Genomic DNA, 19,570 nt, shown 5'->3' with positions numbered 1-19,570 from the left:
GACGAAGCAGGGGCGCACAGGTCTCATGACGAGACTTCGTGGCAACACATAGACTCAGCATCGTCGCTGCGCAAGGTCTCGCTCGCGCTGCGCATGCCATCAGGCTGTCAAGGTTTCCCAGCGCTCGCGAGCGCGGGAGGGGTGAAAGCGAAAGTTTTTGGGCGCACTACCCACCGGAGTCGCTGACCTGTCCTGACCAGCCACGGCCAAAAGGGGCCACTTACCCCCTGGCCCTTCGGATGTACCCCACCCGCATCGGGAGGTTCATGCATCCGCACCCCCACCCCCGAAACAATCGGGCGTCACCGTTTTCCGCGCCGTATGAGCGCATTTTCCAAAAGACGATTTACCTCGTCACCATCCGCGCAGCCCGACTGCGCCAACGAACAAGAGAAAAAATGTCAGAGATCATCAGTGTCCATGCGTCCTTGACCGCGAGCGACAGCGCGAGCCCCGTCATCACCGGACTTCTCCGGAACGTTCGCAAGCTTGAGGCCGCAGTCAAGTCCATCAACGGCATCTCAGCATCCAAGCTGTTTCCCGACAGTGTCTCAGCCGGCCTCCAGAAGATCACCGACGACGCTCGGAAGGCCGCTGCGACCTATCGCACTGAATGGAAGTCGGCCTATGCAGACAGCCTGCGTGACGCGCGGGCGTTCCATCGCGAACTGGACCGCCTCGACCGTCAGACCTACAACCGCAGGCAGGCCGAGCAACGCGCCGTTAGTCGTGGTGCCAGCTCCGGCGGTCGCGGCGCGCTCCCCCGCGGCGTTTCGCCAACCACCGCGCTCATCTCCAGCGGCATCACCATCTCCGGCGTCGCATCCGCGTTCAAGAAACGGATGGAAGCTGAGGCGAGCGAGACCAAGGCGCAACTCTTCGGAGGCTTGTCAACAGCAAACGTGAAGCGACTTCGCGGCGACTGGGGTGACCAAATTGCTCTCCGATTTGGAGAGAGTGCAGCCGCCGTATTGGACAGCTACACGGAGGCGTTAAAGCAGGGCTTCGACGGCACGGCCGCAAAGAAGATCACCGAAAACGCCCTGGAAGCGTCGTCGGCGCTCGAAATGAACATCGGTGAGCTGATGAAGCTGGCAGGTAAGACTGCAACCAGCCTCTATGGGAACGTCCGGAACGCCGACCCGGCCCGCGTTGCCAGAATGATGACCTCGGTTGCTGTTGCCGCCGCGGCGACCGCCGCAGACCCGAACGAAGTGGTTGAGGCGAACAAACGTGCCCTTTCCGCCTTGAGCACGACGAAGATGAAGGAAACCGACCTGAGCGCCTTCACGTCGGTGGGCATCTCGGCAGGCCTCCAACCGAACAAGGCCGGTACGTTCCTCGGCTACTTGACTTCCGAATTTGCAAACGCAGGCAACGCTCGCGGGCAGCGTGGGAAAGACCTGGACCAGGCTGCGCGGATGATCGGGTACGGCGGCCGGGCGCAGATGGCTCAGCGGATGGCGTCGGCTCCAACCGAGTTCATGTTGGACATGTTCCAGAAGATGCGGAACATGACTGAGCAGAACCGAGCGAAGTTCGCGAACCTGGCCGGTCTTCGAGAATGGAGGGACGAAATAGTTCAGCTTTCAAAGGCCTCCGATCAAATCCGGGAGACTTTGAAGGAAATCGACCAGAAGAGCGACGCGGTGTCAGCGTTCTCCCGCACCAAGCTAAACTCGCTTCAGAAGCGCTGGGACCGTATCAAGGCCATGTTCGGTCTCGCATGGGAAAAGTTCGGAAGCGGCTTCGAGCAGACCTTCATTGAGATGTCGGACTGGTTCGATAAGCACACAAGCATCGTCACCTCCAGCAAGATCGGGGAGAAGTCGAGAGAGTTTGTTGAGCGGCTGAAGATGGCCTTTGGCATCGCCAACATGGGCGACGCACTCGACAAGATCGCCGCGAAAATATCGTCGATCGACGTAGACAAGATCATCGGCTTTGCGTCGGGCTTCGTGGGTGGGCTCAAGTCAGTCTCCGATACCGTCATCACCCTGTTGAAGGGCGCTGCCATCGCCATGGGCAGGGACGGCAACAGCGCTGAAGTCCTCGGTAAGTTGGCCGGCCAGATCGTCGGGTTGTCCGTCGCACTCGGCTTGCTGGCCCCGGTGATCGCGGTTCTCTCTGGCTTCGCGAACATCATCAGCCGCATCGCCGGCCTGCTCACCGGTCGGGCGTTGCTTGGGGCCGCCAGCGCAAACCCTGTCGGATCTACCGCGCTACTCGCTTGGCTCCTCGCGGAGAACAACGACGCCGGGATCTCCGACGCCGCCAAGAAGCGGCCGGGAGAGACGACGAGCCAATGGCGAGAGCGGCAACGCCAGCACAAGAAAGACCTTTACCAAAAGCAGAGTGGCGACGGCTTCAACCCCGCGGACGTTCACCCGATGAGCTTCATCGGGAACAAGCTGGACAATCTCGGTGGGAAGATCGAACGCGCATCGTTCATGAGCACTGACTTCAGTTCCCGCGGACGCATTTCCGGCAGCGGATTGAGCGGCAGCACGGCAATCAGCGCCAACATGAACCGGATCGTCAGCGGCGCCGGCACCCCCGATGCTCTGTGGAAGAGCATAACACCGGGCGGCATCCTTCCGAATTTCGGTTTGGGGTCATCCGGCATCATCAAGCGCAGCAACATCCCGTCATTCAACGGCGGGGGTGGTAGCGTTGACGACATGAGCAGGTCGGCCTTCGACAAGAAATTCGCCGGTACTCCTCTCGCAGGCAAATACGATCAGATCGTCGCGGCAGCCAGAGCCAACGGCATCTCACCCGCGCTACTGGCCGGTGTGATCGCACACGAAACCGGCAATGGTCATGTGCTGTCAGGAAACAACGTGGCAGGTCTGATGGACCCGGCAACCGGCATGGCGAGAAAAATGCAATTCGCCAGTCTCGACGCCGGAATCAGCCGGGCGGGCCAAGTGGTCGCGAAGAACTACCGTCTGGCCGGTGGCAGTCTCGACAAGATGGGGGCGCGCTATGCCCCGGTCGGTGCCGCGAATGATCCCCGCGGGTTGAACGGCGGCTGGCCCGCGGGCGTTCGCAAGCAGATGAACGCACTGTCAGGCGGTGGTTCTGCCGGCAGCGGCGACGCTGTTGCGTGGGCAGAGAAGTACAAGGGCATGAACGAGTATACCGACAACCGAGTGTTGGCGGCAGCCCTTGGCGGTGATGTCCGCGGCAGGTCAAATGCTTGGTGCGCTCGCTTCGTTAACAAGGCACTGGACGCCGCCGGGGGTAACGGCACGGGCAGCGCGGTGGCGAACAGTTTCCAGAAATGGGGCTCCGCGATCAGTCCGCCGGACGTTAAGCGCAATGATGTTCTGCTTCAGACCCACGGCCGCGCTTACAATCAGCCCGGTGGTCATGTCGGCCTCGCGACCGGAGAGACCCGGATGCAGAACGGCCGACTGCAAATCAAGATGCTGGCCGGCAACGATGGCGATGCGGTGCGCGAGCACTGGATCGACGCCGACAAGAACCTGATGGTTCGTCGCGGCAATCCCATCGGTCAGGTCCCATCGCCGGCTGATGCTGTCAAGAACGTTCCTGCTGCTCCGCAGTCTGGCATCCCGATGAGGGGTGGCTTTGGTGGTAGTGCTGGCGGTAACGTCGCGATCCACATCAACGGCCACAGCCACGATCCGGAAGCCCTCGCAACGCTGGTGCAGCGCCGGGTCGACGAGTCGATGAACTGGCGCGCTCACGACAGCGAGTCCGAGTACACCTAAGGGAGAGGCGGCGCCGTGGGCGGCTCTCATTTGCTCAGCTACAAACGCAAGAGCCTTGAATGCAAATGCAGAGTCGATCAAACTGATTCTGCGACGTTCAAGAATGAAGCTAACGTCCTAAGCTCTCTAATTTCGTCCAAGGGTTCTAACTGAATTGGCAAGCGAAAGGGCCCAATGCCCGTGAGCGACAAGGCGTCCGGCAAGTCGACAAGCGACGACGCTGGCGTTATTTCGCCGACGTCGCCGCTCCGACTCGAAACTGCTGCGAGGTTGGCATTTCCCGATGGATCAATGACGATAAGCGGGCTGCGCCGTGAGATCGCCCGCGGTCGCCTCTCTTATGAGATGATCGCCGGCAAACACTACACCACACTCGCCGATATTGAAGAGATGAGAAAGCTGTGCCGCGTCCAAGCAAAGGCCCCAGGCTTCACAAACGTCCTGCGCAAGGGAGCCACGGCGTCATGCGGCGTGCCGTCTGGGTCGTTCGTGACGGTCGAAGGGAGATCTCCTCAGGAATCGTTGCAGGCGAAAATCAATCGACTCCTCCAAAAGAAGCCGAAGAGTTCCTCGCAGAATACCTGATTAGGAAGCATAAGGCTGACCGGCGGGTCCGAGACATCGAAAACATTTCGGTTGCGGACGTGCTCTGGGTCTATCTTGAGGACCGCATCGAGTTAGATAAGCCGGAAGATGAATACACCTCAGATGAACGCCATCTGCTCCAGTGCATTGGACGACTGAACGAGTATTGGGGAGCGAAGATGCTTTCCGAAATCAACACCAACGCCAGCAAGGGATACGTCAAGCAACGGAGTAGCAATGGTGGTGGCCAGGGCGGAGCGCGTCGTGACCTTGAGACACTTCGCGCCGCCATCAATCACCATTCAAGCGAGAACCTTCACTACGGGATTGTGAGCGTCTGGCTGCCGGTTCGTGGTGAGCCCCGAGATCGGTGGCTTACTCGCGACGAGGCCGCGAAAATGATCTGGACGGCTTATCGCTACCGCGAGACCCAGACCATTCACGTTGGCACCAACAAGGGCCAAAAGATTCTGACTGATCGTCGGCCGCTTCGGCACATCGCCCGCTTCTTGCTAATTGGTTGCTATACTGGCACGCGGGCGGGAGCGATTGCATCAGCATCCAGGCTGCGCGCTATGGGCCACTCATATGTCGATCTTGAAAATGGTCTCTTCTACCGCAAGCCGATCGGCACGAAGGCGACGAAGAAACGTCAGACACCTGTCCGGCTCCCGCCGCGCCTGTCCGCTCATCTGCGGCGCTGGGCACGCCTAGGGATAGCCAAAAAGCATTTCGTCGAATTCAACGGCAAGGCGGTAAAGTCCGTCAAAAAGGGCTTCGCCAAGGTCGTGCAACTGGCAGGTATCGATCAATCGACTGGCAAAGCCACCCCACACACGTTGCGACACACCGCCGCTACCTGGCTAATGCAGAACGGAACAGACCTTTGGCAGGCGGCAGGTTACCTTGGCATGAGTGTAGAGGTGCTGGAGCGCGTCTACGGCCACCACCACCCTCGCTATCAAGCGGAGGCGGCGGCTGGAATTACGCGAAAGCCGAAATGCAATCAACGAGTGACGTGATTTAAGACCTACTGGACCGGCATCGCACAAAGCCTCGGTGAGATCGGACTCATGGTCGTATCCCTTCGGATGCGCTTCATGGCGACGTTCCGCTTCTGTTCTGTGGACTGAATTTCGGTGAGCCCGCACAATTGCTTGTATTCTCAATAGAGCAGGCAGGCACATGTTACCAAGCAACTCCCAAACAGAAGCACAACAGATCTTCAATTATCTGTCGCGGCTCGTAGCAATGGCAAACGCTAATCGGGCATTGATGGACGGCACAATGGAGCCAGTTCGGAAAATCATCGAAGAAGCCGACTTTGTTTGTGCTGTGTGGCAGGACGCCAAGCGTCCGTATGGCGTCGGAACCCTTACCATCAAGGGCGCGACACTCCTCCGCAACGTCAGCGCCAACAACGTTGGGGTCCGCTGCCTGGTCGATGCGATCCCGTGCGATAGCCTCGAACAAGCGCTCGCTCTCCAAGGCCAGGGTCCAAAAGCGGACGTGCTAAATTAGGCGAACCGGCGGCCCCGAGCGTTCAGCTCGGGGCTTGCTTCACAGAGGTCCCATACGTCGAGAGCTACTTAATGAGACATGCGAACGACAACGACAGGATCGTTCCTGTACTACGCAGGGGAATGACCAAGAACGAGGCCGCGGGCTACTGCGGATGCGTGACAACGGCAGCTTTCGACGTTTGGATCCGCAAAGGCATCGTCCCTCCAGCAATTCCGGGTACCAATCGCTGGGATCGCAAAGCGATCGACGCTGCATTGGATCGCGCCTCAAGTATCGACGACAAAACGCGATCTGTTAGTCTTTTGGCTGAGTGGAAGGCCAACAAGGCTGTCAGTCGTTGACAGGTGTCTGGCCGCTGTCGCTAGATCAACACGGTTTGTTTGAGTGAGGATGCACGATGCGGGTCAATCTTGCGGGCTTGTACTGGACCCAAGCGACGCTAAAGAGTGGTGAACTAGTCAAGTACTACTACGCTTGGAAAGGCGGCCCGCGGATCAAGGCGCAGTATGGGACCCAGGCGTTCCTCCGAGAGTTCAACGAGAAGATCGCTACGCGCAAGGTCCCGCCCAAGGGGGTCGTCTTTTCTTTGATCGCAGAATTCAAGTCCTCCACAGAGTTTAGGCAGCTCGGCGAGAAAACCAAGAAGGACTACCTCCGCTACATCAAACTGATCGAAGAAGGGTTTGGAGACATGCCAATTGGCGCTCTCGAAGAGCCCGGTGCTCGCGGCGAGTTTAAGGAATGGCGTGACGGCATGGCCGACAGTCCGCGGAAGGCGGACTATGCTTGGACCGTGCTCGCCCGTATTTTTTCCGTCGCCAAGGATCGTGGTCGGATTAGGGTCAATCCCTGCGAGCGTGGCGGCCGGCTGTATGAGAGCGGCGACCGCTTAGAGAAGGTCTGGGGCGAAAGCGCCATTCAGCTGATGATCGAAGCCGCTTCCACGCCATTGGTAGATGCCATGATGCTCGCGCTCTGGACCGGGCAGCGCGAGGGCGATCTGCTCAAACTGAAGTGGTCGGATTACGACGGCAAATATATTCGCCTAATCCAGTCCAAGACCATTCGACACGGAAAGAGGAGCAAGGCGAAGCGCGTCACCATCCCGGTCAGCGGCCCCCTCAAAACGTACCTCGATGCCAGCAAGAAACGTGGAATCTTCGTCCTGATGAATACGCGCGACCAGCCGTGGACCGAAGATGGTTTCCGCTCGTCGTGGGGCAAAGCGTTTGACAGTGCCGGCATCAACGAGGATCTGACGTTTCACGATTTGCGTGGTTCGGCAGTCATTCGCTTGGCGCTCGCAGGTTCGACGGTCCCGGAGATCGCGACGTTCACAGGCCATAGCTTGAAGGACGTTGAGAGCATTCTGGACAAGCATTATCTTGGCCGGGACGTGAGGCTGGCTGAGAGCGCTGCCCGCAAGCTTGAAGCAATGTTCCACAGCATCACGCTGGAGAACCCAGCGCTTGCAGTGACTGAGAGCGTCTGAATCCCGACCCACCTATTGGCAGCCCGCGGAACGGTGCTGCCGAACGTGCGTCGCTTAACCTGCTGCTTTTGGATGATTGACTAAGGTGACGCCAGGCAGTCTAGGGTTTGCACCAGTGATCGTGCACGGAACGCAAATGAAAAAGATTTCGAAAAGCCGTCTTCACCTGCTCTTAGAGATTGAGAGGATTATCGGTGGGGAGTGCTACAACGCAAAAACACAAAACTGGGGACCCAACGGAGTATTTGAAGGGAAAGGCCGTCACTTCCCATATCCGATCACATTCATCGACTCTGACGGCAACAAAGTAAAGCGCAAGAATGTAGATAACTCGCTATCCGCTGAGGTAGCGATTACCGGATACTATGCGTTCGGAGCGAACCAGCTACTGATAATCCAGGCCTTGGACAAAGTTATCAGGCACTTAGAGGACAACCACGGTCTGAGCATCAGCTAAAGTGGTGTCGTGATGAACTTTGCGTCTTTAGCAGAATGCATCCAAACCTTGCGTAAGCCATATCCCTATCTAAGCGGAATGCTCCGAAACATGGTTGCATGCAAAAGAGAACATGGTGCGGTGTTTGTTCGGATTGGGCTAACAGGGAAAGGCATCGAGCCCAATTACCTGGTGACATCGAATCGGTCCTATCCCGACGGATTTCCGGAAGGGCGCCCAAAATTCATGGTCGCGTACAGTGGTCGAACTCATGACCCATTCGATTGGGAAGACGTCGACTTAAAGCCTCTGAGTTGGAGCGACGAGCTGTTGGACGGGTCACAGGTGCTTGCGCTCTTCAGAGAGGTGAATGGAAGAACCCTTTGAGTGTCCATAGCGCGTGCCAGAACACGCGCTCTCGCTTCTGGTATGACTATCGTCACTCACGCAGTGCCGACACAAAGCGGAAGTCCGCTGGACGCCGCGCGCGCCGGAAACGACGGTTCACAAACCGGGTTCGATCACCCAGCAGAACGTTTGTCGCACGAGAGCGTCTAAATGGCTCCAAAATGCGTCTAAACGTTCTCACTCTGTGCTGCGTGAGTAGGAAGTTAGATGCCTGATTTTGCAGAGGAATTTATGGTGGGCGCACCAGGGCTCGAACCTGGGACCCGCTGATTAAGAGTCAGCTGCTCCGATCCCAGGACGCTGCATCACTGATCGAACAAGCCGTAGGTGTAGCTGCGCGAATGCGTGGCCGACGAAGCGGCGCCCCGCGACCGCCCCGACCACTTCGGAAAATTCGCTCACGTTGGATGTCGGAAGATTTTTCTTGATCTCCCGGTGCACACGTCGTGCATACGCCGCCTCTTAACCGATTGAAACTCCAGAGTTCTCGCTCCAATCCATCATCGGGGCCACGGAAAAGAGATAGTCTTGCGATTTCAAATATTTACCCTATCCTCTCAATAGGATGGAACGCGAACGTGCGCACTCCAAACTAGCCGAAATTGCACACGCTTGTACCTGTTTTGACCTCTCGGTGCACACGTAGAGTCCCGCTCGATGCGGAGAATAGCCTCTCTATTCTCCGCATAAATTGCGGGGAACTCCCTTACGGATGCTGAGGAACAATTGCCATATTCTCCGCAAGGAGCGCGGAGGGAGAATGTCAGGATACATCCACCAACCGCCTGATTGGCCTCACTTTTCCTGGGATATCGATGCCTTGGCGAAGCTGCTCGCGGCCGTCCGGCTTCGACAGGGCCAACTCATAGGCCGGATGCAGACCCTCAGTTTCGCGCAGCAGGAAGAAGCTGTCCTGACGACCCTGACGGAGGAAGTCCTCAAGTCCAGCGAAATCGAGGGAGAAAAACTCGACAAGGATGCGGTGCGCTCTTCGCTTGTGCGGCGCCTCGGCATGGACGCAGGAGCCTTGCCGTCGGCGGACCGCAATGTCGAAGGCGTCGTCGAGATGATGCTCGACGCCACGCAGAAGTTCAAAGCCGAGCTCACAGCGGACGAGCGAAAGAGACGTCTTTTCTGCTTTTCTGCTTCCAGCGAGATCTCGGCGACCTGGCATAACGGCTCGACCACTAGGTCTGCTTAGCTCACCGGAGTCGTGGCCATGCTGCTTGGATCGATCAGAATCTTAGCGTGCTTCTCCGGGTCGCGAAGCGCCGCGAATGCGTTGTCGACCCCAGCGAGGCCGACCCGTCCGGTCACGATCGGCGAGCAGTCGATCCTTCCTTCGGCGATCATGTGGAGCGCGTCGCGGAATTCCAAGGGCGAATAGGCAAACACAAAGCGAAGCTCGATCTCCTTGTTGCTTGCCATCGCAGGTTCGATCTTGTCGGTCTGCATGCAAACGCCGGCGACCACGACGCGGGAGAAGAATGGGGCGCCGTCAAGAATACTGCCGAGCACGCCAGGTGCACCCACACACTCGAAAATGACAGGCCGCTTGGGCGCAAGGCCCGCCTTCTCCGCGAAACGCCATGCATAATGCCACGGCAGCGGGAGCTTGCCGAACGTTTGCCGCGTCCCGACCGAAACATCGAGAAGTTCGGGAATGGTGCCGATAAATTCATGATCCTTCCAGTCGTGGTAGGGCGACTCCTTGGCCGGATCGATGATGACGTTTGCTCCACAGCGGCGCGCCAGTTCCCGACGCCCGGCCGAATAATCGCTGGCGATGATGGTTTGTACATTCAAGGCCTTCAGCACACAGATCACGGCGAGGCCGACCGGCCCGCAACCGATGACCACAGCAACGTCTCGCTTGGTCACCTCACCACGTCTCACCGCGTGCCAGGCAACAGCTATCGGCTCGGTGAGTGCCGCGAGGTCATCCGGCAGCCCATTCGGAATCGGCATCATCATCAATTCATCGACCAGCACCCTTTCAGCAAAGGCGCCCGGTGCGCCGCGGGAAAGCCCGATCCCATCGATTTCTGCGCCACGGCGAATAACCGGCACAACGGAAACGCGCGTTCCCGGTCTAATCGACTTCTTCGACCCCGGACCATAGTCGAGCACCTCACCGCAGAATTCGTGTCCGAATACCAGTTCCTCGTCGGCGCGCGGGAAGCCTGTGTAGCCAAGCTGGGCGTACAGCTTGCCGAGATGGTCGCAGTGATCGCGAATGTGCAAATCGGAGCCGCAGATCCCACATCGGGAGACCTTGAGCACGCACTGCCCCTCGGACGGGATAATTTCAGGCCGATCAACGACCCTCAGTTCGGCATTGGAGCAGACGACGGCTTTCATCTTGATTCCTCGTTTGGGGGGCAGCGGTGACAGAGCCGTGACTCCGCCGCCAAATTCAGATCTTGATGGTCGACGATCGGGAGATGCTCGACTAGATGGTGCGGCGCGAGATGACGCCCGCCCCGAACATCGCTGCGAGCAGCAAGACTCCTTGCACGATGTACTGCCAGTACGTCTCAACCCCGAGGACCGAAAGCCCGTTGCTGATCACACCAATGATCAAGACACCGACCAGGGTTCCCAGGACGTGAAATTGCCCAGGCCTCAGCGTCGAGGCACCGATGAACGAAGCAGCAAAGGCATTGAGCAGATAGGCGTCGCCCACACCAGTCGGCCGTCCCGCCGCGAGATTTGCGGCGGCGATCATGCCTCCAATGCCCGCACATACACCGGAAATTCCAAGCGCGAGAAGTGCGTAACGCTTGGTGGCGATCCCTGAGAGCTTTGCGGCTTCAGCACTTCCTCCGATCGCATAGAGATTGCGGCCGATCTGCGTGTGCTCCAGCAGGGCCCAGAGGAACGCGACGATGACCACCATGATCAGGACCTGGTTCGGAATACCGAAAGTGCTCTGCTGGCCAAGCGCCAGGAAACTGTCCGGGATGCCTCCAACGATCGTCCTGGTCTGGGAATATCCAAGAATGACACCGGTGAGGATAGATCCCATCGCCAATGTCGCAATAAACGCTGATACACCGAGATAACTTACGATTGCGCCGTTAGCGATACCTACTATCGCGCAGAGACCAATCACGATCACGATCGTCAGCCAGACATATGGTTGGTCCGCTTGCATGACGAGCAGCGAGCAGATCATATAGTTGCCGAGTGTCGCCACAGCCGAGATCGACAGATCGTACAATCCCATGATGAGGCAAACCGTGAGTCCAACCGAAACAATCAGCAGGATCGAGGCCTGACTTAGGATACTCAAGATATTGAATTCGGTAGCAAAGACGTCAGGGCGGGCGAAACTAAACACCGCAAATAGCACGACGAGCGCGATAATCGTCCCATACCGAGAGACCTCTGCCTTCCAATCACGGTCTCTCTTCGTCCTTCGAGAAGTTTCGGCTCTACCAAGCTGCTCTATTCCAATTTGCGTTGCGTCATCACTCATCCGATTCTTCCTTCCCGATCGGTGACGCTCTGTCCAGGAATGGGGAGAGTGCCGTCATCGCCCAACGCCAAATGCAGGATATTGGTCTCGGAGATCGATGATCCCGAGAGTTCTCCGGCTATTCGCCCTCTGTAGAAGATCAGGACCCGATCGCAAACACGCGCGAACTCATCGAATTCTGTCGAGGTGAAGAGAACCGTGGCCCCAGAATCGGCTATTCTTCGCAGGAGCTTGTAGATTTCTGTCTTCGCGCCGATATCGACCGCCGCCGTGGGAGAACTGAGCAAATACAGCTTGGCATCGGTTGCGATCCAGCGCGCGATGATACATTTCTGCTGGTTGCCTCCGCTCAATGAGCGGATCGATGCATCGAGGCCGGACATCTTCACTTGCAGACGCGATGCGAGGTTTGCCGCGAGGTCCCGCTCGCGACGTCTGCTGATCAGCCGCGAGATCGGATCCGTAACAAGCCGGTCAAGCGACGCCAACGAAATGTTGGCCTGTACGTTGAAATTCGGAATCAATGCCTCATTGTGCCGATCCTTTGGCACGAAGGCCAGGCCGGAGCGCACTGCCTCGCGCGGCGAGGATAGAGGCATCCGCGCGCCATCCACCATCACAGCGTCTGCCGAACCTTTCGTCCTCCCATACAGCGCGTCCAAGGTTTCTTCGGCGCCGCTATCGGGTAGGCCTGCCAATCCAAGAATCTCACCGGGCGCCGCGGTGAAGCTGCACTCCGCGATATTGTGGGTTTTCAGATTGCGCACGTCGAGCCGCACAGCTGCATTAGCACGGCGGTGCCCTGGAATAGCGTGCGGAGGGACAGCCTCTTCGCTCTTGCCGAGAATAGCAGCTATCACGGCCGGTTTGCTCAGCTCACTTCGTTGGGCGCACGACCAGGCAACCTTTCCGTCACGTAGTACGGTTGCCGCATCGGCTACCTGGAATATTTCGCTCATGCGGTGGCTGACGAAAATAAACGAATGCCCCTCTTTGGCCAGTCTGCGCATCTGAGCGAATAGAACTTCGACCTCTGTTGGAGTCAGTGCGGCCGTCGGCTCGTCAAGGATCACGACCTGCGCGCTGGTTGATAATGCTTTCGCTATGGAAACCATGGCGGCTTCATCGGCTCGGAGGCTGGAAACAGGCGCCGACGCGTCGATATGAACTCCGACCCGCGCCAGCAGCGCCTCGGCGCCTCGGCGGACGGATTTCCAGTCGATCAGCACCGTTCCCCGTCGCGGCAGCGCTTGGCCGAGGAACAGGTTTTCCTGAACTGACAACGAGGGAATGAGGTTTCCCTGCTGATGTACGACCTCAATTCCAGCCAGCCTTGCGTGTTGGGGGGAGACAATGTGCGCTGGCCGCCCATCCAGCAGGATATCGCCCGCCGTCGCTGGATATACACCCGTAAGAACCTTGATGAGCGTTGATTTCCCCGCGCCGTTTTGGCCAACGAGCGCGTGAATTTCTCCCGCACGGAGAGATAGCGAGACGCCATCGAGGGCTCGTTGGCCATCAAAATCCTTGATGATCCGGTGGGCCCGCAGCACCTCAGCGGACTCACCGTTTGCTCTCCACGACGAGGCGTGCATGTTCACGGCCGCTCCTTGCGTGTCATTTGCTCCTGCGGATCTCGGTCGTAAACGGAGTGCATGACTTGTAGTCAGGCTCGCCCCCGGCCGGCGGCACATTCTCCCTCGTGACAAGACAGGAGCGCATCATCAATGACCGATAAGATGGAGGGCTTCCGTCGATCGTGTCGGCGATAGCCTGCATCGAGGACTCAACTGTCTCCTTAGTGCCGACCCCAACGAGCATGCCAAGCGAGGATCCCTTGCGGAGAAGGTCTAGTCCGTCGGGAGTCGCATCATAGCTGTAGACTTTGACCTGGTCCTTCATGCCGATCTGCTCGATGGCGCGAAGCGCGCTGGGCACCAGCTCCATCCATCCCATCACCACCGCCTTCACGTCCTTATTCGCACGCAGGGCGGCAAGAAGCTTGTTGTAAGAGTCTTCCAGATAACCTTGGCCCTGAAGCTCAAGCTCGGAAATTGCGATGTTCTTGTCGTCCGCCATCGTTGCCCGAAGGCCGCGTTCGCGTTCGCGCAGGATTGGGAGTACATTCCAGTTAACGAGCACGACGCGTCCCTTGAGGTCGATTGCACTTCTCACCTCGTTGCCGATCAGCGCGCCCTGAACCACCCCGCTGGGCCCAATATCAGCCGTTATGCCCGATACGTCGCCCGAAGCTATCGAAACAAAGGGGATGTGCGCGGCATTAGCCGCCTTGATCACGGCCCCGAGTTGGTTGTTGTCCGACACAACATTCAGGATGGCATCGACCCCACGATTGACGAAGTTAAGGCCGGCATTGCTCGTGGCGATCGGATCGCCTTTTCCGTCAATCAGCTCACACGTCCATCCTCTGACCTTGCAATCATCCAAAGCGATATTCGCGAGGACATGCGGAACGGGAGAGACATGGTTAAACGAAATCAGGCCGATCTTGAGGTTATCTTTTGAAGACTTGGCTTGCACCGGCGTGACAGCAATGCACACCATCGCAGCCACGGAAAGAGAGAGACCGAGCACAGAATGTCCAGCGCGTTTCATTGGTAAGACTCTCATGTTGATACGTCCCTGCGGACGCGTGCCGACAAGCAGACGGAAAAAGTGAATTGCGGTGGGTGAGCTCTACGATGACGGATGCCCGTGGAGACGCATCGGTTAGTTTCCTCTGGAGCACTATTTCTGGTTCAGCCAGTACTGTCTCGGGAATTGGCTTCGGTGAATATTGCGCCAAGCGACAAGTTCTTGTTTCTTGGCGCCACCTTTTCACCGCGCAGAAAGCTTCTGCGATGCGCTCCGCCGCCGTTGCTGAGCACGACCGAGTACCGCTATTCAGCAGCCACGGCTGCTCTGTGTGGTGCAAGACCATCTCGTCCTGCCCTCATAGAAACTCCAGCGAAGCGGCGGAGGGCTTCCGCCATCTGTACTCGGCTGCCGACACCCGTGATCACCACGTCGACCATGGTGAACGAGCCGTGGAAATGACCCCGCGCCTGAATTTGCTCGACCGGAACGGAAGCGGCGGCGAGCGCTTCCGCGTAGGCAACGCCCTCGTCCCGCAACGGATCGAACTCGCAGGTCACGACACAGGCCGGCGGAAGGCCTGCCAGCTCGCCGCGCAGCGGCGAAGCGCGAGGATCGTGGCGATCCGCAGGCGAGCAATAGAGGTCCCAGAACCAATGCATCGGTGAACGCGTCAGGAAGTAGCCTGTCGCATTGTCGACGTAGGATGGACGGTCGAAGATGCAATCGACTGCGGGACAGAGCAGAAATTGGCCTGCGATCTGCGGGCCGCCGCGGTCGCGCGCCAGCTGGCAGGTGACAGCCGCGATGTTGCCGCCGGCACTCCAGCCCGCGACCAGAACCGCCCCGGCATTGCCGCCGAGTTCGGTGGCGTGCTCGGCGATCCAACGGGTCGCCGCATATCCGTCCTCCGCCGCAACCGGGAAGCGATGCTCAGGTGCGTGTCGGTAGCCGACGCTGATGAAGATCATGTCGGAGCGCCGGCACATGTCGCGGCAGAACGGATCGTCCGATTTCTCGTCGCCCAGCACCCAACCGCCACCATGGAAATAGACGACGATCGGATGAGGTCCCGGGCTTGCCGGCCGGTAGAGCCGGTATCGCAGCGAGCCATCGGTGCCCGGCAGTGTACCGTCGATCACCTCGCCGACCGGCCGTCCCGGGGGGCGGCCCTTGTTAAATTCGGTCAGAAATCCGCGCGCGCCCTCGGCGCCCATCGACTCGAACGGCGGGAGGTTCATATCCGCCAATGCGTTCAACACCAACCGCACGTCCGGCTGCAGACGCACGATTTCGCCGTCGTTGCACTGCACCGCGCCATTGGGGCCTGTGAGCCTGAAGCCCAGCATGCCGCGGCTGACGACCTCGTCGCAGATCCCGCGATAGGCGCCTACGCCGCCGGCATACATCATGATGCCCTGCGGCTTGCCGGGAACGTTGGCGCCTGTGTACCAGGTGTTGGCAAGCCGATGCAGGGTGAGCATCGAGCAGTCGGCTACGTGGCGCGCCCAAGCCTTCTGCGCGGTTTCGGTCGCCTCGATGGTGCTGAAGCCGGCTTCGCGTGCGGCCACCATCCGATCAATCACCCAGTCGACGTGCTGCTCGATCGAGACCACCACATTCGAGAGTGCCGCCGGACTGCATGGGCCGGTGATCATGAAGAGATTGGGAAATCCTGCCACCGCCGACCCGAGATAGGTCTGCGGGCCGTGGGCCCAGACCTCGGAGAGGGATTTACCGCCGCGACCTGCGATCGGGTGCACCGCCAGGAGGGCGCCGGTGATGGCGTCGAAGCCGGTGGCAAACACGATGGCGTCGACGTCGAACATACGCTTATCGGTAACAAGTCCGGAAGCGGTGATCGACGTGAGCGCCTCCTGCCGCAGGTCGACCAGGGTGACGTTGGGCCTGTTAAAGGTGGCGTAGTAGTTGGTCTCGAGACAGGGGCGCTTGGCGCCGAAAGGATGGTCGTGGGGCATAAGCGCCGTAGCCGTCTCGGGATCGTTCACGATGCCGGCGATCTTCTCCCGGATCAGTTCGCTAACGAGTCCGTTGCCATCGACGTCTCCAACCTGGTCCGCCCATAGCTGCGTCCCCCAATAGATCAGGTCGCCGAGTTCCCACGCCTTCTCGAATCTTGCGCGGCGCTCGGCATCCGTCAGCTGCCAGCTAACCAACGTTTGCTGTGGGTAAGGCACACCGGCAAGCGACCAGCGCGCCTGCTGCCGGTAACCGGCACGATCGCCTTCCAGCATGGCGAGACGGTCGGCCGGCATGGGACCATTGTGGGCGGGCAGCGCGAAGTTCGGCGTGCGCTGAAAAACAGTCAGATGTGCAGCCTGTTCGGCGATCTTCGGGATCACCTGGATGCCCGACGACCCGGTGCCGATCACCGCCACGCGCTTGCCGGCGAACTTGACCTCGTGATGCGGCCAACGGCCGGTGAAATGGATCTCTCCAGTGAAGTCCTTGACGCCTTCGATCTCAGGCGGCTTTGGCGTGGAGAGATTGCCGGCAGCCATGATGTAGTACCGACAGGACACCGTCGCGCCCTTGTCAGTGGTGAGCAGCCAGCATTCCTCGCCCTCGTCCCACTTCGCTGCCAGGACCTTGCGGGCGAAGCGGATGTCGCGCCGCAAATCGTAACGATCGGCTACGAATCCAAGATAGCGCAGGATTTCGGGCTGGGTGGCATATTTTTCCGACCACTTCCATGCCTTCTCAAGTTCCGGATCGAACGTGTAGCTGTAATCGATGCTCTGGATATCGCAGCGCGCGCCCGGATATCGATTCCAGTACCAAGTCCCACCGACATCGTCGGCCTCCTCGAGAACCACGCTGGAGAATCCGGCGTTGCGCAGCCGGTGCAGTAGATAGAGACCGGAAAATCCCGCGCCAACCACGACGACGTCAAAGATTTCCGTCGCTGCGGGTCTGTTTTCCGAGCTTGACTTCAACTCAGGCATTTCATCGTTCCTCCCAACGGCCTGCGCGCATGACTCCACGAGCCGGCGCGTTCACGACCTTGATCGCCTGACAGTGATGAAGGCCGGTTCAGAGGACGCGATATGTCAGGGCGATCCGTGTTCTCGAGCGGTCCACAGTCGGTCGACGAGTTCGGTCCACTCGGCGGCCTGGCCAACAAGGCAGGTATTATTGGTCAGCCTCAGGCCTCCGTCCTTGTTACCAGACGCCAGATTCTTGATCGTTGGCGACAAACGACACGCCTTCGGATTCTCAAGTTCCAACCATCATCCAGAAGGCATTCGAAGCTGGCCCGGCAGGCCGTCGTATAGCAGGAGGGATTCGAATGGCTTCCAGGCCTGCTCGAGGCTCGCGCGGACCTTTGGCAGTTGTCGGCGCCAGGACGCGAAGTCCTTGACCCGGCGATTTCCTGCGTTGTCGGACGACCTATCCCATATCATGATACCTTCACTAAAACAGCGACCACGCTGGTAAACCTAGTCGCAGGAAGGTTAGACTCTACCAGCCACTATAAAAAACTGATCGTGCCAGACGACGGAGGAAACGCTGTGGCTTTTGAACATCCCCCGCTGCGCGCAGCGGCTATCCGAGGGTTCAATCAGGTCAGTCGGATTGGATCGAGCCGGGCCGCCCGCTGGCTCAGGTCCATCAACATTGATACGAGCGAAAGTCGGTGGGAAGAAAATCTCGTTTCGTATCGATCGGCTATTGAGCTTGTCGAGGGAGTGTCCTCGCTCGAGGGCATTCCTGACCTCGGCCTCTCGATCGCCGAAACGCAGGATATCAGTGTTCTAGGCGCCCTTGGCGTGGCGATGCAGAACGGACGTACCTTGCGGGAAAGCATCCAGCTCTGCGAGAAATACATTCATTATCATAGCCCGGCCTGTGAGGTACGCCTGGAAACCGCGTCAGATGGCAGCGGCTTCGTTTCGTTTGATATTGCGATGACGAAAATGCCGCGCGCAAACCAAACTTATGAGCTCAGCCTGGGACTCGGGTACGGATTTGCAAAATCCATGTCGGGCTGCAGTGGGAACGTGTGCAAAGAGGTGTGGTTCAAGCATCTGCCGACCGCAAGCCTTTCGGCCTATCGTCAAGTATTTGGGGTAACGCCAAAGTTCGGAATGCCGCGAGTCGGATTCGTGTTCTCCGCACGCGACCTCGATCGGCCAAATCAGACGAGAAGCGATGTCTTAGCCGACATTTCGTTACACTTCCTGCAAACCCAGCAAGGTTCTCGAGGGGCCAGTACCACATTCGACGTACGACGAATTATTTCTCGCATGATCGGTTCCGAAATGGTCAACCAAGCGGAGGTAGCGGCTGAACTTTGCATAACCGTTAGAACTCTGCAGCGGCGTCTGCGAGCCGAAAACACCTGCTTCGATGCCATACTGGACGATATTCGCCGCGGCCTGACGTCGGATTATTTACGTCAAACCACCCTCTCTCTGTCGCAAGTCGCCGAACGCCTTCAGTTCAACGACACGTCAGCGTTTACCAGGGCATGTCACCGTTGGTTTGGATCTCCCCCAAAATCTGTTCGCCAGGTATTTTTAGCCGAAGACACGCAGCGACGACGGGAAGTCCATGGGTCCTTGGTTGGCGCGCTTGCTGACAACCTTAACCCGGTCGTCTCCTGACGGCTACCACGCAACGTCGTCTTTTCTGGCGCTATGACCTCGAAATCCCGGCGCTAATGCCTGTGCTGGTATTAAACCGACACGAGAGCTCCGCTTTCCGCCGCGCGTTTGACCGCATCGATTACTCCGAGGGTCTTCAGCCCGCAGGTACGCCGCGGGTCTGAAGACCCGCGCTCACCTCTTCCATCATCGCATCGGATGCGCACATGTAGAAGCGCCCACGCTTGTGCAACAATTCCGGATCGATATCTGACACGGTGAACCGGCCCTGCAGGTCAAAGCGGTCGCCGCTTCGCGGCTGGCTTCAAATCCACCATCCGCGCCACGTTCCGGCGCGACAATGGCGTTGCAAACGGCGGATCACATCAGGATCCTCCGCTGCAAGCTCAGGGATGTGAAAATCAACGCCGTTGAAAGCCTGACTCAGGGACGTTGCGGCGCTCGATAATATCCAACATCCAGTCCACAACGTTCCGGCCGAGCCCCCATCTCCATCGAAGTAGCCGCCGGAATAAAAATGGCCGACAAGGCCAGGCCGCGCCAGTCCCCTTTCAGTTAGCTTGTCAAGCAATCCCGAGACGATTTCGTCCGTTTCGGGAACGTCCAGTGCGCCGGAGCGACCCAATTGAGCGGCCGCACAGCTGCGCACATATATGGACCACGGCTCCGCAACGTTGGATA

The 19,570-nt window shown here is 58.7% G+C and carries 13 protein-coding genes; 8 read left to right on the top strand and 5 right to left on the bottom strand.

Features of this window, described 5'->3' with window-relative positions; genetic code table 11:
• The first annotated feature begins 398 nt into the window (after positions 1-398).
• The 7 genes from A3M7_RS0116120 to A3M7_RS0116085 all read left to right on the top strand — a co-directional run bounded on the left by A3M7_RS0116120 (position 399) and on the right by A3M7_RS0116085 (position 9,386).
• Positions 399-3,740, top strand: a complete 3,342-nt coding sequence (locus A3M7_RS0116120; protein ID WP_027544861.1) for a phage tail tape measure protein — start codon at positions 399-401, stop codon at positions 3,738-3,740.
• A 464-nt stretch (positions 3,741-4,204) separates the two neighbouring features.
• Positions 4,205-5,347, top strand: a complete 1,143-nt coding sequence (locus tag A3M7_RS44280; protein ID WP_084302204.1) for a site-specific integrase — start codon at positions 4,205-4,207, stop codon at positions 5,345-5,347.
• A gap of 163 nt (positions 5,348-5,510) precedes the next feature.
• A complete protein-coding gene (locus tag A3M7_RS0116105; RefSeq protein WP_156936890.1) occupies positions 5,511-5,846 on the top strand; it encodes a hypothetical protein in 336 nt (111 codons plus the stop codon).
• Between the two features lie 122 nt (positions 5,847-5,968).
• Positions 5,969-6,190: a hypothetical protein gene (locus A3M7_RS46585; RefSeq protein ID WP_245284261.1), complete on the top strand. Its 222-nt coding sequence runs from the start codon at positions 5,969-5,971 to the stop codon at positions 6,188-6,190.
• 56 nt (positions 6,191-6,246) lie between these two features.
• Positions 6,247-7,341 (top strand): tyrosine-type recombinase/integrase, encoded by a 1,095-nt coding sequence (locus A3M7_RS44275; protein ID WP_049823448.1) that lies wholly within the window; start codon positions 6,247-6,249, stop codon positions 7,339-7,341.
• A 136-nt stretch (positions 7,342-7,477) separates the two neighbouring features.
• Positions 7,478-7,798, top strand: coding sequence for a hypothetical protein (locus tag A3M7_RS44270; RefSeq protein WP_049823445.1), 321 nt, complete (start codon positions 7,478-7,480; stop codon positions 7,796-7,798).
• 1,147 nt (positions 7,799-8,945) lie between these two features.
• Entirely contained in the window at positions 8,946-9,386 is a 441-nt protein-coding gene (locus tag A3M7_RS0116085; protein ID WP_027544859.1) for a DUF4172 domain-containing protein, read from the top strand.
• Here A3M7_RS0116085 and A3M7_RS0116080 read toward each other — a convergent pair.
• The 5 genes from A3M7_RS0116080 to A3M7_RS0116060 all read right to left on the bottom strand — a co-directional run bounded on the left by A3M7_RS0116080 (position 9,383) and on the right by A3M7_RS0116060 (position 17,227).
• Positions 9,383-10,546, bottom strand: coding sequence for a zinc-binding dehydrogenase (locus tag A3M7_RS0116080; protein ID WP_027544858.1), 1,164 nt, complete (start codon positions 10,544-10,546; stop codon positions 9,383-9,385). The genes A3M7_RS0116085 and A3M7_RS0116080 overlap by 4 nt on opposite strands.
• A gap of 91 nt (positions 10,547-10,637) precedes the next feature.
• The gene (locus tag A3M7_RS44265) at positions 10,638-11,666 is read right to left on the bottom strand and encodes an ABC transporter permease (RefSeq protein ID WP_049823444.1); all 1,029 of its coding nucleotides are present in this window, start codon (positions 11,664-11,666) and stop codon (positions 10,638-10,640) included.
• Positions 11,663-13,261: a sugar ABC transporter ATP-binding protein gene (locus tag A3M7_RS44260; RefSeq protein ID WP_049823443.1), complete on the bottom strand. Its 1,599-nt coding sequence runs from the start codon at positions 13,259-13,261 to the stop codon at positions 11,663-11,665. The genes A3M7_RS44265 and A3M7_RS44260 overlap by 4 nt, the downstream gene beginning before the upstream one ends.
• A gap of 22 nt (positions 13,262-13,283) precedes the next feature.
• Entirely contained in the window at positions 13,284-14,282 is a 999-nt protein-coding gene (locus A3M7_RS0116065; RefSeq protein ID WP_198033751.1) for a sugar ABC transporter substrate-binding protein, read from the bottom strand.
• A 284-nt stretch (positions 14,283-14,566) separates the two neighbouring features.
• Entirely contained in the window at positions 14,567-17,227 is a 2,661-nt protein-coding gene (locus A3M7_RS0116060; RefSeq protein WP_027544856.1) for an alpha/beta hydrolase fold domain-containing protein, read from the bottom strand.
• 567 nt (positions 17,228-17,794) lie between these two features.
• Between A3M7_RS0116060 and A3M7_RS0116055 the strand changes: the two genes are divergently transcribed.
• Positions 17,795-18,889 (top strand): AraC family transcriptional regulator, encoded by a 1,095-nt coding sequence (locus A3M7_RS0116055; protein WP_027544855.1) that lies wholly within the window; start codon positions 17,795-17,797, stop codon positions 18,887-18,889.
• Positions 18,890-19,570 lie beyond the last annotated feature (681 nt).

The sequence above is a fragment of the Bradyrhizobium sp. WSM2254 genome (assembly GCF_000472645.1).
Taxonomy (GTDB): domain Bacteria; phylum Pseudomonadota; class Alphaproteobacteria; order Rhizobiales; family Xanthobacteraceae; genus Bradyrhizobium; species Bradyrhizobium niftali.
The sequence above is the reverse complement of the archived record's forward strand: the minus strand, read 5'-3'. Positions and strand labels throughout refer to the sequence as shown.

What these genes read in the sequence shown, in the direction of transcription:
- A3M7_RS44275 (WP_049823448.1), top strand. Translation starts at nt 6,247, where the DNA reads ATGCGGGTCAATCTTGCGGGCTTGTACTGGACCCAAGCGACGCTAAAG.
- A3M7_RS44260 (WP_049823443.1), bottom strand. Translation starts at nt 13,261, where the DNA reads ATGCACGCCTCGTCGTGGAGAGCAAACGGTGAGTCCGCTGAGGTGCTG.
- A3M7_RS0116105 (WP_156936890.1), top strand. Translation starts at nt 5,511, where the DNA reads ATGTTACCAAGCAACTCCCAAACAGAAGCACAACAGATCTTCAATTAT.
- A3M7_RS0116120 (WP_027544861.1), top strand. Translation starts at nt 399, where the DNA reads ATGTCAGAGATCATCAGTGTCCATGCGTCCTTGACCGCGAGCGACAGC.
- A3M7_RS0116065 (WP_198033751.1), bottom strand. Translation starts at nt 14,282, where the DNA reads ATGAAACGCGCTGGACATTCTGTGCTCGGTCTCTCTCTTTCCGTGGCT.
- A3M7_RS0116085 (WP_027544859.1), top strand. Translation starts at nt 8,946, where the DNA reads ATGTCAGGATACATCCACCAACCGCCTGATTGGCCTCACTTTTCCTGG.
- A3M7_RS44265 (WP_049823444.1), bottom strand. Translation starts at nt 11,666, where the DNA reads ATGAGTGATGACGCAACGCAAATTGGAATAGAGCAGCTTGGTAGAGCC.
- A3M7_RS0116080 (WP_027544858.1), bottom strand. Translation starts at nt 10,546, where the DNA reads ATGAAAGCCGTCGTCTGCTCCAATGCCGAACTGAGGGTCGTTGATCGG.
- A3M7_RS0116060 (WP_027544856.1), bottom strand. Translation starts at nt 17,227, where the DNA reads ATGCCTGAGTTGAAGTCAAGCTCGGAAAACAGACCCGCAGCGACGGAA.
- A3M7_RS46585 (WP_245284261.1), top strand. Translation starts at nt 5,969, where the DNA reads ATGACCAAGAACGAGGCCGCGGGCTACTGCGGATGCGTGACAACGGCA.
- A3M7_RS44280 (WP_084302204.1), top strand. Translation starts at nt 4,205, where the DNA reads ATGCGGCGTGCCGTCTGGGTCGTTCGTGACGGTCGAAGGGAGATCTCC.
- A3M7_RS44270 (WP_049823445.1), top strand. Translation starts at nt 7,478, where the DNA reads ATGAAAAAGATTTCGAAAAGCCGTCTTCACCTGCTCTTAGAGATTGAG.